Raw genomic sequence first — 12,896 nt, 5'->3', positions numbered from 1 at the left:
GCAGCACCAGCGAGCGCGCCTGGACGGACGTGGCGCCCCAGGCATCGGCAGCCGCGTGGGCAGCGTCCAGGGCCTTGTCGATGTCTTCGGCCGTGGAGCGCGGGAATTCGGCAATCGGTTGGCCATTCACTGGCGAGGTATTGGTGAAGTACTGACCTTTGACAGGCGCGACGAACTCGCCGCCGATGTAGTTGCCGTAACGGGACTTGAAGGAAACGATGGCACCGGGAGTGCCAGGGTGGGCGTAGTTCATGGTGGTGTTCTCTGGTTGTTTGGGTTGTGACCGTCCTTGGGACGGCCACTGCCAGTTGTACAAGCGCTACGGGGTCAGGAACCCTGCGGGGTTTCTCCACGTGCCAGACGGGCATTGATGTCTTCGATGACCGCAGGCAAATCAACGATGGTGTCGATCAGGTAGTGCGGGCGGGACCCTTCGAACATCTTGATGATGCGCGCCCGTTCTTCGGCCAATTCTTCCAGGGATAAATCCTTGAATTCTTCATAGGTCAGTCCCAGTGCGTTGCCGGAGCAGGTCAGCGCGACGGTCCACATACCCGCGCTACGACCTTCGAGAATGCCGGGCCAGGTGTCGTCGACCTTCACACACGCGGCGACGTCGCTGATCCCCAGCGCAATCACGTTGGCCAAGGCCTGGGCCGGGTGCGGGCGGCCATTGGGCACTTCGTCGGTCGCCACCACATGGTCGGTGACATAGCCGTTCTTGCGCGCCAGCTCTACGACTTTTTCCATGACCACGGCCGGGTAGCCTGAGCAGGAGCCGATTTTCAGGCCCTTGTCGCGTAGGCCATTGATGGTATCCAGAGCACCGGGAATCAGCGCCGAGTGCAGGGCGATCTTTTCGATCTGCAGCGGCATGAAGCGCTCGTAGAGGGCGGTGACATCATCGTCAGTCGGTAACCGGCCGAAGACGGCATGGTAGCGGTCGGCGATCTGCGGCTCGTTGCACAGCGTGCGGATGTGATCCCACTTGCCCATGCCCATCGGCCCGCGAGCTTCTTGCAGGGAAACCGCAACGCCGAACTCGGCAAAGGCCTCGACGAAAATCTGGGTCGGTGCGAAAGAACCGAAGTCGACGACAGTGCCCGCCCAGTCCAGAACCACGGCTTGCAGGTGAGAAGGTTGTTTGTAATGCATGGTGATTGCTCCAGTGATGGGGGAGTAATGAGTGCGAGTTCAGGAACTGGTGCCGACAATGACCGGTTGCATCGCAGGCGAGACCAACTCTTTGTTTTCCAATGTTTTCGGGCGGCTGTTCCAAAAGGGCACCAACATCAAGCTGGCCACCAGTGCCGCTGCGGTAAAGACGATGAACACGGTGATGGTGTCGAAGTAACCCGGCAGCAAGCCGCCGAGGACCGCACCTACCGAACCGCAGCCATTGACGAAGCCTGCGGCGGAGGCCGCGCCATCTTTGCTGCCGAAGTCGATCGCAGCCGAGCCGCTGATCATCGAATCCGGCCCGTAGAGCGTCAGGCCCATCATGAACAGCAGGCCGACCACCATGTAGAGACTGCCGCTCTGCATGGCGGGCACGAACAGCCCCAGGCAGACAGTCAGGACCACCAGGCTGAGGACGCAGACCGGTATGCGGCGAGCGCCGAAGTACTTGTCCGAGGCGATACCGATAAGGATCGGACCGATCAGGCCCGCCAGTTCAAAAGAGGTGGGGACGATGGCGGAGGCTACCTTGCCAATCTCGGGCATGCGTTCGTAGATAATCACCGGGCCCCACAGGAGGATGGCGTAGCGCGCAGGCTTGAGCATGAAATAGGCCAGGCCGAGCACCAGAACGGTTCGATTTTTCATCACCGTGCGCAAGCCCGCCCACATGCTTTCGCGCGGCACCACGACGTTGCTGACGGGTTCGATTTCGATCTCGACCGGAGGCAGGCCGACGTCTTCCGGCCGGTTGCGTTGCAGGAAAAAGAACAACACCGCTATCACCAGTACCACCACAGCACTGCTGATGAACGCGATACGCCAGTCGTGGTAAGCGTTGTAAGCCCACCAACCGGCAAACGGTGTGGCCACCAGACCGCCAAAGGCGTAGGAGGTACTCCAGTAACCCAGCACGCGCCCACGTTCACTGGTGCTGAAGAAACTGCCGACGTTCTTGCATAGACCCGACCAACCGGTGGACTGGGCCAGGCCCTGGATCAGCATGCAGGAGGCGAAAATCGGCAAGGTGGCGTAGGTGCCCATCAGCAGCGCGGCCAGCGCCGAGATGACGAGCCCGCTCAGTACCACGACCCTCGGACCGAAACGGTCAGAGAAGTTGCCCCAGAGAAACTGGCCCACGGCATACGCGGTCAGGTAGAGGGCATCGAGGTTGGCCATCATGGCCTTTTCGAGCATGAAGTCCGGGTCTTCGCCAATACCCAGTTTGGCGACAGAAAACGCCTTGCGGGTGAAGTAGAAGCCGGCATACGCCACCCAGGTGATGAGAAAAACTTGCACGCGCCAACGCTGGAGCGATTTCCAGCCGGTTGCGAGAGGACTTGTTGCGTTCTTGTTCATGGTGTTCTGATCCCGTATGTGGTGCCAGACAGCGCAAAGTTTTTGTTTTTGTTTTCGGTACGGAAAATCTGTCCACGCACACGGCATCGATGAGATGGCAGTGAGATGGCATCAGGCTTTCAGTATTCAATTGACGCGGTCGCTGACGTCTGCCCGGCTGTGCCTGGCGATAAGTCATCGAATCCTTGTTCTGAAAAAAGATCCCCGTCCAGAGGTGCTACCCATTGCACCTGTGCTCGAATTGACAAGGACCTTTAAAGGGGACGGTCAGCCTGCCGGCAGGCGCATGTCGACGTTCATCGCCACGAGACTGTCGGCGATGGCGCGCAGCAATTGATGGACGATGTATTCGTCGATCTGGCCGATGCAGCCGATACGGAAACTCTCGGCGACGGTCAGTTTGCCGGGATAGATGATGAACTGGCGGGCCTTGAGTTCATCGTAGAAGCGCTGGAACTCGAAGTTCGGATGTTCCGGGCTGAAGAACGTGGTGATGATGGGCGACAGCCAACGGTCTTCAAGCAACGTTTTGAAGCCGAGTTCGCGCATGCCGGCGACCAGTACATCGCGATTGCGGGTGTAGCGTGCCAGGCGGCCATGCACGCCGCCTTCGGCAGTGTGTTGCTCCAAGGCTTTATGGAACGCTACAACGCTGTGGGTCGGTGGCGTGAAACGCCATTGGCCGGTGCGCTCCATGTACACCCACTGCTCGTACAGGTCGAGGCTCAGGGAATTGGCGCGGCCTTTGGCGGCCTCCAGTACGGAGCGGCGGATGATGACAAAACCGAACCCCGGAATACCCTCGATGCATTTGTTGGCAGAGGACACCACCACGTCGAACGCTATTTCATTGACTGTCAACGGCACGGCGCCGAAGGAGCTCATGGCATCGATGATCAGGCTCTTGCCATGTGCCTTCACCACATCGGCGATTTCGCGCAGCGGATTGAGAATGCCGGAACTGGTTTCGCAATGGACGATGAAGACGTTGGTGACGTCCGGGTTGTCCCTGAGCAAGGCGTCCACTTCCTCGGCCTGCGGCGGCAGGTAGTCCCCTTTGTCCAGGGTGATGAAGGCGCGACCGAGATACTCCAGGGTCTTGGTGGCGCGTTGGCCATAGGCGCCATTCATCAGCACCAGCGCTTTACCGTCACGAGGGATGGCAGTGGCCAAGGCGGCTTCCACCGAGTAGCTGCCGCTGCCTTGCAATGGCACGCAGGCGAAGCTGTCGTCCTGTACGCCCGCCATGCTGAGCAAGCTCTGGCGCACTTCAGCCGTGACTTGATTGAAGGCAACGTCCCATGAACCCCAGTCGCGCAGCATGGCTTCCTTGGTGGCTTTGGACGTGGTCAACGGGCCTGGGGTCAGCAGGTAGGGTTCACCCAGGGCTGGAGTGGCCAGCGCCTGTGTGGTCGGAAATTCAGCTTTGGTCATGATCTTCTCCGGCGATATTGTTTTTGTGAGGAGTGATGCATGGGCCAATAAAAACACTCGGCGAAAAATAACTGAAATCGATTTATCACATGTCAATAACAAGCTGAGCTTATAAGTGGAAATGTTGATTCCACGCATAAAACCCACCTGGCCGCGAGCCGGGTGGGGTCTTATGTTGGTGCGGATTGATGTTCCGCCGAGTGACCGGTGCGTTATCCCTTGTCGGACTTGCCGGCCGCCGCGGCGAATTTCGCCAGGCGCACATCCAGTCGACGGGGGTGCAGGTTGTGGTCCTCGGCATGCTCCTTGCGGCGAATGGCGTTGCGCACCATCAGTGAGCCCAGGTAGCGAATCGGCTCCGGTGGGAAATGGCCGAGCGGGCCTTGGACCAGCGGCGAGCGTGTCCAGGGGTTGTCCGCCCCCAATACCAGCGACGACAGGATTTGCCCGCCCATATGACAGGGACCGACGCCGCTGCCGGAATAGCCGAAGCCATAGAAGATGTTGGCGCTTGCACCCATACGGCCGAAGAAAGGCAACCCGGTGACCGAGCGATCGGACGGGCCGTTCCAGGTGGCGGCGATGTCGACATCGGCAAAGTCTGGAAAGAACTCCGCCAGGGTGTTGCGCAACAACCCTTTGTAGGGCGAGGGCTGGTCGAAAACCGGCAGGATGCGCCCACCGTAGGCGAAGGTGTTGCCACCTTTGCCGAGCATGATCCGGCCGTCCGGGGTGTTGTGGTAGTAGTGCACGAAGATGCGCGAGTCGAGTACGGTGACCCCGCTGGTCAGGCCGATCCGCTCGAGCAGGTCCGGGCGCGGCTCGGTAATGATCATATCGCTGGAGACGATGGCGACCGAACGCGAGAACTGTGGAAAGGCACGCGCCATCCAGGCGTTCATCGCCAGCACGACCCGGTCGCAAGTCACTTTCCCGTTCGGCGTGTTGACGATGGCTGGCAGCCCCTCTTCCAAACCGGTCATCGGCGAGCCTTCGTAGATGCGTACACCCAGTTCCAGCGCGACTCGACGCAGACCGCGCACCAGCTTGCCCGGCTGCACACTGGCCGCCGCTGGCGAGAACCAGCCTTCAACGTGTCGGGTCGAACCCGCCATCCGCTGCACGTCAGCCAGCGCGCATTTGGAGAAAGAGTTGATGCCATTGCGCTCCAGCGCCGCGATCACTCCGTCGGTCGAGCCGATCTGAGCGCGGTTGGTCGCCGTGTACAGCGTGCCATCGAGACGGTAATCGGCATCAACCGCGTACTTCTGGCAAAAGCTGCCGATGGCGTAGATGCTTTGCTCCGATTCCTTGACCAAACGTATGGCCTCTTCAACGCCGAACAAGCGCTCCAGGGTGAAGTACTTGGCCGACCAGGACAGTGCGCAGCCGCCATTGCGCCCACTGGCACCGGCACCGCAGATATCGGCTTCGACGATGACCACGTCCAGCTCGGGGTTCTGTTCCTTGAGCATGATGGCCGTCCACAAACCGGTGTAACCGCCACCGACGATGCAGACATCGGCGCGGGTGTCCTGTCGCAGCGGCGGGCAGGGCGAGTCGGGTTGAGCTTTCAGGGCCTGATCGAGCCAGTAGGGGCGCATGAGGTCATCTCCGTAGATCGGTTCGGGGCAGGGGGGTCGAGGGCGGCACTGTTCAAACAGCGGTGGGGTGACTTGCGAAAGCCATGTTTGCAGTTCATCGTTCATAAATAAAATCGATTTATCGTATGCATGAATAAGCTGAACCTATGTAAAGGCGCCCCGATGACTATTTCCCATACCCAACTCAAGGCGTTCCACGCCGTGGCCATGAATGGCAGTTTCACGCGCGCGGCCGAGCAGCTCTGCCTGTCTCAACCGGCGGTGTCCGATCAGGTGCGCAAGCTCGAGGATTACTACGGGGTGATGGTGTTCTACCGCGACAAACGCCAGGTGCGCTTGACTGAAGTGGGCGAGCGGTTGTTCGGCCTGACCCGGCGCCTGTTCGATATCAGTGTCGATGCCCACGACATGTTGATGGACTATCGCACCCTGTCGACTGGCACCTTGAACCTTGCCGTCGATGCGCCAGTGCACGTGCTGCCCTATGTCGCGCGCTTCTGCACTCGCTATCCCGGTGTCGATGTGAAGATTGAAACGGCCAATACCGATGAGGTCCTGCAGCGGTTGTACGGCCACCAGGCAGACATTGCGCTGCTGGGGCGCAATATCGAAGATGACCGACTGCTAAAGCTGCATCTGCGCAGTGACCCGATGCTCGCCTTCGTCGCCCATGACCACCCCTGGGCACAACGAACATCCATCTGCCTCGCCGATCTGGACAACACGCCTCTGGTGTTGCGCGAGCAGGGCTCGGTGACGCGACTGTCCCTGGAGGAGGAAATGGCCGCGGCGGGCTTGAGCATTCGCAAGGCCATTGAAGTGGAAGGGCGTGAAGCGGCGCGTGAGGCTGTCGCGATCGGTATGGGAGTCGGGGTTGTCTCGGCGGCCGAACTTGGCTCCGATTCGCGGCTGCGCGGATTGCCGATCGTCGATAGCCGGCAGCGCTTCACCGAGACATTGGTGTGCCTGCGCGCACAGAGTTCCCGACGCATCCTGACGACCTTTTTCGACATGGTTCGAGAGGCGGTGGCTGAGTGATCCTCAAGCACGCTGGAGCGCTGCGTTACCTATTCAGCCCTGCGCGTTCAGAAACAGGGAGAACAGCTCGGTCTGCGACTTAATCCCGAGCTTGCTGTACATGTGCTTGCGGTGGACCTTCACCGTCTCGGCGGAAATCGCCAGCTTGCGCGCGATCTCCTTGTTCGAGCAGCCGCTGAGCATCAGCCGGCCGACTTCAAGTTCGCGGGCTGACAGCGGAGTGTCCAACTGCTGGTCCGTGGAGTCGAGCCAGTTCTGCCAGCGTGGCGTCGGCGAAGGGGCCTGCTCCAGCACCTCCCGCTCGAATGCCATGCGCTGACGCATCAGGGCGGCGACCCAAGGCTGGATGAGGGTGAGCAGGGCAGTCTGCTCCGGACTGAACCGGGCCTCGCTGCCCAGTGACAGGCTGAGGGTGCGTTCCGCGTCGAGCTGGACGTTGATATGGACTTCGTCGGCAACGATATTGAGGCGGAAGTAGCGTTGGTAGTAGTCAGTCTGCTCGAAGCACTCCGGCGCCACGTCGGCTAGCCAGAACAAACCGTTCTGCGGTGCTTCCCGGTTGGCCAGGTAAAAGGGATCGAGCAGGTACAGGCCCTTGAGGTAATCCTGGAAGAGCGGATCTGGCCCGCCATCCTTGCCTGGGCATTCGGCGAGCACCTGCGGCCGGCCATTGCTGAAAATCAGCACGACCCAACTGTCCACCGGAATGTACCTGTCCAGCTGACGCACCAGGGCCAGCCAGAAACCAGGCCGGTCAAGGGTCTCGATCAGCCTGCCGATCGCCTGGTGCCAGGCCATGTCCTGCACTGTAATGCTCACGCTTCTACCCATACGGGGTTACCCCATCGATGTGATTACTTTCCGTTTTACGGCTCTCCATACTCCATCCAGCCCTGGCGGGTGCTGTTCAGTTTGGCGATTGCGAGCCCACAACACGTGAAAGGATCATCGATGAAGATTGAACTCGTACAACTTACCGGTCGCGATGGCGATACCGCTTATAACCTGAAGCGTACCTTGCAGGCCATCGCTACCTGCGCGGCGGATACCGATCTGCTGGTGTTTCCGGAAACCCAATTGATGGGGTTCGCCAGTGCGCAACAGCTCGCCGAAGTCGCCGAGCCCCTGGACGGGCCGAGTGTGCAGGCGGTGCAGCGCGCCGCCCGGGAACGCAACGTCGCGGTGGTGGTGGGCATGGCTGAGATTGACGGCGGCCTCTTCTACAACACCTCCCTGTTGATCACGCCACAAGGGATCGCCTTGCACTATCGCAAGACTCACCTCTGGCCGTCGGAACGCGGCCTGTTCCAACCGGGCGACCGCTATGCCACCGCGCTCTGGAAGGGCGTCCGGGTCGGCCTGCTGATTTGCTACGACATCGAGTTGCCGGAAAGTGCTCGAGCCCTTGGCCAACTCGGCGCCGAGCTGATCCTGGTCACTAACGGCAATATGGATCCCTACGGCCCTGTCCACCGTACTGCGATCATGGCTCGCGCCCAGGAAAACCAGGCATTCGCGGTGATGGTGAATCGAGTCGGCGACGGCGATGAAGGCCTGGTGTTTGCCGGTGGAAGTGCAGCGATCGATCCCTTCGGGCGAATGTTATTCGAAGCCGGGCGCGAAGAGTGTCGGCAGGTGGTAGCGCTGGATCTCGACCTGCTGCGCACCGCTCGCCGCGACTACGACTACCTCAGTGACCGCCGCCTGTTCCTGATCGGCGAGCAGGTTGAGCACAGTGATGGTCGACGTGAACTGCTGATCCCCTGAACCAGGCGCGAGGGGGCTATCCCATCGTCCTGATTCGATGTTGACCCTGCCACAACAATAATTCACACACCAGCAGGAGCAGAGCTCGTGTCCCAGGACCCGGCGCCCATGCTCTGGAGCATCCCGATGAAAGCGACTCGCTACATGCCATTCGTCCTGGCCACGCTGTGCAGTGTCGGCCTGGCCTGCGCCCAGGCCGCCGAGCCTGCCAAATCCAGCGTGCACATCTATAACTGGTATGACTACATTGCCCCGAACACGATGAAAGACTTCGAGAAAGAGGCGGGCATCAGCGCGGTGTACGATGTGTTCGACAACAGCGACGTGATGCAAAGCAAACTGATGGCCGGCCGCAGCGGCTATGACGTCGTGGTTGCCAGTGCCGACCTGCTGCCGAACCTGATCAAGGCGGGGGTGCTGAAAAAACTCGATCGCTCGAAGTTGCCCAACTGGTCCCACCTCGACCCCGACATCCTCGCCAAGTTGCACAGCAACGATCCCGGAAACAGCTATGCGGCCCCTTACCTGTGGGGGACCACGGGCATCGGCTATGACGCGGACAAGGTTAAAGCGATACTCGGCCCGGATGCGCCCGTCAATTCCTGGGACCTGATTTTCAAGGAAGAAAACCTGGCCAAGCTGAGTCAGTGCGGTGTGGCCATGCTGGACGCCCCCAGCGAAGTCATTCCCATCGCATTGCACTACCTGGGACTGCCTTACAACAGCCAGAACCCGGAGGATTACAAAAAAGCCCAGGCCCTGCTGCTGAAACTGCGCCCCCATATCGTCTACTTCGATTCGTCCAAGTTCATCTCCGATCTGGCCAATGGCAACATCTGCGTGGTGCTGGGCTGGGCGGGCGGTGTCGCCGATGCGCAAAAAGCCTCCGAGCTGGCTGGCAACCATCGCAACCTCGTCTACAGCATTCCCCGCGAAGGTGCCCCGGTGTGGGTGGAGAGTCTGGTGCAGCTCAACGATGCGCCGAACCCGGAGCAAGGGTTGGCCTTCATCAACTATATGTTGCGCCCCGAAGTCATCGCCGAGTCCTCCAACTACCTGAGCTATCCGAACGCCAACAAAGATGCCACCGCGCTTGTCGAGCAGAAAATCCGCGACAACCCGGGTGTGTATCCGTCCAAACAAGTGTTGGACACGCTATTTCCGCTGGAACCACTGCCGCTGAAGATGGAGCGCGTGCGCACCCGTGCCTGGAACACGGTCAAGACCGGGACCTGACTGGCAGGCTCGGCCCTGCTGCCGACTGACCAAGCCCCTTCCTGAAACACATCAAACAACACAGAGAGATCATGAACGTGACGATAAAACCACGTGCCCGCGACCTGAACATTCGGTTCGGCCAACTGCTTCCCGGACCCCTCAATGCCATCACCGATGTGCCCGGCGTACGCGTCGGCCACAGCAATGTGCGAGGGCGCACCGCCAACGGCCGCGACATCCTGACCGGTGTCACGGTGATCGAACCGCGAGCGGGTTCCACCAGCCAGCAACCGTGCTTTGCCGGCGTCCATGTACTGAACGGCAACGGCGACGCCACGGGACTGGAGTGGATTCGCGAGGCCGGCCTGCTGACCAGTCCCATCGCCTTCACCAACACCCACAGCCTGGGCGTGGTGCGCGATGCGCTGATTGTGCTGGATCGGGAGCAGCAGCCGGATGACGGGCGCCTCTACTGGAACATGCCGGTGGTGCTGGAAACCTTCGACGGCCTGCTCAACGACATCAACGGCTTCCATGTGAAACCTGAACACGTCGCCGAAGCCTTGGGTGCCGCGGTGGACGGGCCGGTGACCGAGGGTGCGGTCGGCGGCGGCAGCGGCATGATCTGTCATGAATTCAAGGGCGGCATCGGCACCGCATCGCGGCGACTGAGCGGTGCCCAGGGCGGCTGGACCGTGGGCGCCATCGTCCAGGCCAACCACGGCATCCGCAACGAACTGCGCGTCGACGGCTACCCGGTCGGACGCTACATGGAACAGGCCGACTCGCCGTTCCTTAAAGCGTCTTTGCCGCATCCAGGCATGGGCTCGATCGTCGTCTGCCTGGCCACCGATGCGCCGTTGCTGCCCCATCAATGCACCCGTCTCGCCCAACGCGCGAGCCTTGGCCTGGCCCGCACCGGCGGCGGCAATGAAGACCACAGCGGCGATATCTTCATCGCCTTCGCCACCGGCAATCAAATGCCGCCGGCCGCTTATGAAAGCAAGCGCGCGCCGACGACCGACAACCTGAGCATGGTCAACAACGACCACATCAGCGAGTTGTTCCTGGCCGCCACCGAAGCCGTGGAAGAAGCGATCATCAATGCCTTGCTGGCCGCCGACACCGCCGAAGGCAACGGCCATGCCGTGCCGGGCCTGGATGCCGAGACCCTGCTCAAAGCCTTGCATCAGGCCGGCTGGCCGGGAGCGAAGAATGTCTGACTGATCGAGCGGTATCGAGGGTGTGCGTGTGTCGCGTTCATACCACCTCGAGCAGATTGATTGCAGAGGCAGGGGACGGATTTATTTGTTCATGAAATACATCCGTCCCTGTTTCGATGTTTCAAAGCCCTCCACCGAAGCGGTACTGCCAGATGATGCCAACGGCATCGTATTCGCTGCCCGTGCGGGTATGCCCGCCATTACTCGCATTCAACTTCAGCGAATGGTTCCGGTTCAACGGTAGCGTGAGGGTGCATCCGTAGCGTGTGTTTTCCTGATGGTCGTGGTTGCCGACGCCATCGACCGAGGTGCTCCCGCCAGTGAACCAGGTCGCGTCCAGCGACGCCCAAACCCCGTTGCTGAAGGCATAGATAAGATGCCCCTGCACCTGGTAAATAGGGTCCTGGGACAGTACGTGGTCGCCGAGTAACTCGTCATTGTCGGTGTAGAAGGTGCCCGCGCCGGATAATTCCAGGGTCACTTGCCCCAGGCGCTTGGAAATCCCGAGTTCAGGCTTGAATGACCAGCGATTGTTGCCCAGATTGATCAACCTGCTGTCATCGTATTGGCCGAGCGGTGCCGTGATCGCCAGGCTGGCGCCGATAATCACATCCTGTTGATAGCCGGGGAATTCAGCCAGGGACATCGCCGGGGCGCCATACAAGTTGACCGAGAAGCGCAGTCTTGGATCGATCAACCCGGTCACTTCACGCTCCCTGGGTTCGCCGGCGAGCAGGGCAGAGCCCGTCAACTTTGCCTCAGGTACGACGATATCGAACTTTCCGGAGCGGCCCCAGACGTCCAGGGACCTGGCAAAGGCAAACACGACAGTCTTTATGTTGAGCTTGGCATTCTCGAGCGGGATCGAGGGGTTGGCCGTCACGTTGCCGTCCAGATCGCTGTAGCCCAGGAGCAGGAAATTGATACCAACCGGCGTATTGGCGTAGGACCTGGGTTCGAGATCCTCTGCGACTGCACCGGGGGCTACCATGACGAGCGAGGCGAATGCGAACCGAACCAGCCTGGCGACGCAGAGTTTATGTTTCATTCACATTCGCTCGCTTCCTGTGAAGACCTCGGAGTTCTACGTATTGTTGTAGCGCATCTGCATTCATTTGGCACTTGCATGGCGCGCAGTCTTCGCTGCGCTAAAGAGTGTTGGGATCAAGCGAGGGGGTTGAGTGCGATATCGAGGATGTCGAAATTACGCAGACGACCAGGCTTGTCCATGCCGACTGACTGGCGGTTGAAGAGGAGGGGCACTTTTTGTTCGGACACGCCGCCGTGCGAACGCAAGGGCACCGTCAACCCGGACAACCTGACTCACGGCGCGGTTAGCCGGCAAATTGCGATTCTGGAGGACTGGCTTGGTCTGCCCCTGTTTGTGCGTGACGGGCAGAGCATGGTGGCTGCGCTTTAGTACCGCTCGATGCCGACATGCCAGCCCATATGAGGGCCTTTGTCGATTGGCTGCAATCAGCGGGAAAGAATTTCCAGATGGGGGTTGACCACGTACTTTAATACTGTATTATTTGCCTCCCGCTAACGAGCAACTCGAAGTTGTTCTTGGCCTAAGCAGTTGATTTGGTTGAAAAAATCGTTTGCTTTTAAGGATGGTGAGCTGTAAGATGCGCACCTCGGTTGAGACGAAAGATCTTAACCAATCGCTCTTTAACAATTGAATCAAGCAATTCGTGTGGGTGCTTGTGGAGTCAGACTGATAGTCAACAAGATTATCAGCATCACAAGTTGCTCCGCGAGAAATCAAAGATGTAACCAACGATTGCTGAGCCAAGTTTAGGGTTTCTTAAAAACCCAAAGATGTTTGAACTGAAGAGTTTGATCATGGCTCAGATTGAACGCTGGCGGCAGGCCTAACACATGCAAGTCGAGCGGTAGAGAGAAGCTTGCTTCTCTTGAGAGCGGCGGACGGGTGAGTAATGCCTAGGAATCTGCCTGGTAGTGGGGGATAACGCTCGGAAACGGACGCTAATACCGCATACGTCCTACGGGAGAAAGCAGGGGACCTTCGGGCCTTGCGCTATCAGATGAGCCTAGGTCGGATTAGCTAGTT

General features: G+C 59.8%; 13 protein-coding genes and 1 rRNA gene. 6 read left to right on the top strand and 8 right to left on the bottom strand.

What is annotated here, in order from left to right; translation table 11 throughout:
* The 5 genes from BZ163_RS01825 to BZ163_RS01805 form a co-directional block, all read right to left on the bottom strand.
* Nucleotides 1-253: aldehyde dehydrogenase family protein (locus BZ163_RS01825; protein WP_128869552.1), on the bottom strand; the 253-nt coding region annotated here is incomplete at its 3' end.
* A 74-nt stretch (nt 254-327) separates the two neighbouring features.
* Nucleotides 328-1,155, bottom strand: coding sequence for a phosphonoacetaldehyde hydrolase (gene phnX / locus BZ163_RS01820; RefSeq protein WP_128869551.1), 828 nt, complete (start codon nt 1,153-1,155; stop codon nt 328-330).
* 39 nt (nt 1,156-1,194) lie between these two features.
* Nucleotides 1,195-2,538, bottom strand: coding sequence for an MFS transporter (locus BZ163_RS01815; protein WP_128869550.1), 1,344 nt, complete (start codon nt 2,536-2,538; stop codon nt 1,195-1,197).
* A gap of 267 nt (nt 2,539-2,805) precedes the next feature.
* Nucleotides 2,806-3,972, bottom strand: a complete 1,167-nt coding sequence (locus tag BZ163_RS01810; RefSeq protein WP_128869549.1) for a 2-aminoethylphosphonate--pyruvate transaminase — start codon at nt 3,970-3,972, stop codon at nt 2,806-2,808.
* Between the two features lie 212 nt (nt 3,973-4,184).
* Nucleotides 4,185-5,576: an FAD-dependent oxidoreductase gene (locus BZ163_RS01805; protein WP_128869548.1), complete on the bottom strand. Its 1,392-nt coding sequence runs from the start codon at nt 5,574-5,576 to the stop codon at nt 4,185-4,187.
* Between the two features lie 162 nt (nt 5,577-5,738).
* Between BZ163_RS01805 and BZ163_RS01800 the strand changes: the two genes are divergently transcribed.
* Complete coding sequence (locus BZ163_RS01800) at nt 5,739-6,614, top strand: LysR substrate-binding domain-containing protein (protein ID WP_128869547.1); 876 nt, start codon at nt 5,739-5,741, stop codon at nt 6,612-6,614.
* A 33-nt stretch (nt 6,615-6,647) separates the two neighbouring features.
* On the opposite strand, the gene BZ163_RS01795 is transcribed toward BZ163_RS01800, so the two are convergent.
* A complete protein-coding gene (locus tag BZ163_RS01795) occupies nt 6,648-7,433 on the bottom strand; it encodes a LuxR C-terminal-related transcriptional regulator (RefSeq protein WP_128869546.1) in 786 nt (261 codons plus the stop codon).
* Between the two features lie 132 nt (nt 7,434-7,565).
* Between BZ163_RS01795 and BZ163_RS01790 the strand changes: the two genes are divergently transcribed.
* The 3 genes from BZ163_RS01790 to BZ163_RS01780 all read left to right on the top strand — a co-directional run bounded on the left by BZ163_RS01790 (nt 7,566) and on the right by BZ163_RS01780 (nt 10,822).
* Nucleotides 7,566-8,381: a carbon-nitrogen hydrolase family protein gene (locus BZ163_RS01790; RefSeq protein WP_128869545.1), complete on the top strand. Its 816-nt coding sequence runs from the start codon at nt 7,566-7,568 to the stop codon at nt 8,379-8,381.
* 126 nt (nt 8,382-8,507) lie between these two features.
* Nucleotides 8,508-9,617, top strand: coding sequence for a polyamine ABC transporter substrate-binding protein (locus BZ163_RS01785; RefSeq protein WP_128869554.1), 1,110 nt, complete (start codon nt 8,508-8,510; stop codon nt 9,615-9,617).
* Nucleotides 9,618-9,700: 83 nt separating this feature from the next.
* Complete coding sequence (locus BZ163_RS01780; RefSeq protein ID WP_128869553.1) at nt 9,701-10,822, top strand: P1 family peptidase; 1,122 nt, start codon at nt 9,701-9,703, stop codon at nt 10,820-10,822.
* Nucleotides 10,823-10,943: 121 nt separating this feature from the next.
* On the opposite strand, the gene BZ163_RS01775 is transcribed toward BZ163_RS01780, so the two are convergent.
* Together BZ163_RS01775 and BZ163_RS01770 are read right to left on the bottom strand one after the other, a co-directional pair.
* Entirely contained in the window at nt 10,944-11,870 is a 927-nt protein-coding gene (locus tag BZ163_RS01775; RefSeq protein ID WP_168187297.1) for a transporter, read from the bottom strand.
* Nucleotides 11,871-11,986: 116 nt separating this feature from the next.
* Nucleotides 11,987-12,130 carry a hypothetical protein gene (locus BZ163_RS01770; RefSeq protein ID WP_228761558.1) on the bottom strand — a complete coding sequence of 48 codons (144 nt, stop codon included), beginning with the start codon at nt 12,128-12,130 and terminating at the stop codon, nt 11,987-11,989.
* Between BZ163_RS01770 and BZ163_RS36310 the strand changes: the two genes are divergently transcribed.
* Together BZ163_RS36310 and BZ163_RS01755 are read left to right on the top strand one after the other, a co-directional pair.
* Nucleotides 12,069-12,242 (top strand): LysR family transcriptional regulator, encoded by a 174-nt coding sequence (locus BZ163_RS36310; protein ID WP_371916782.1) that lies wholly within the window; start codon nt 12,069-12,071, stop codon nt 12,240-12,242. The two genes, BZ163_RS01770 and BZ163_RS36310, sit on opposite strands and share 62 nt — an antisense overlap.
* Nucleotides 12,243-12,649: 407 nt before the next feature.
* A 16S ribosomal RNA gene (locus tag BZ163_RS01755) occupies nt 12,650-12,896 on the top strand; the annotation flags it as partial.

It is taken from the genome of Pseudomonas sp. VI4.1 (genome assembly GCF_002029345.1).
In the GTDB taxonomy this organism is placed as follows: domain Bacteria; phylum Pseudomonadota; class Gammaproteobacteria; order Pseudomonadales; family Pseudomonadaceae; genus Aquipseudomonas.
The sequence above is the reverse complement of the archived record's forward strand: the minus strand, read 5'-3'. Positions and strand labels throughout refer to the sequence as shown.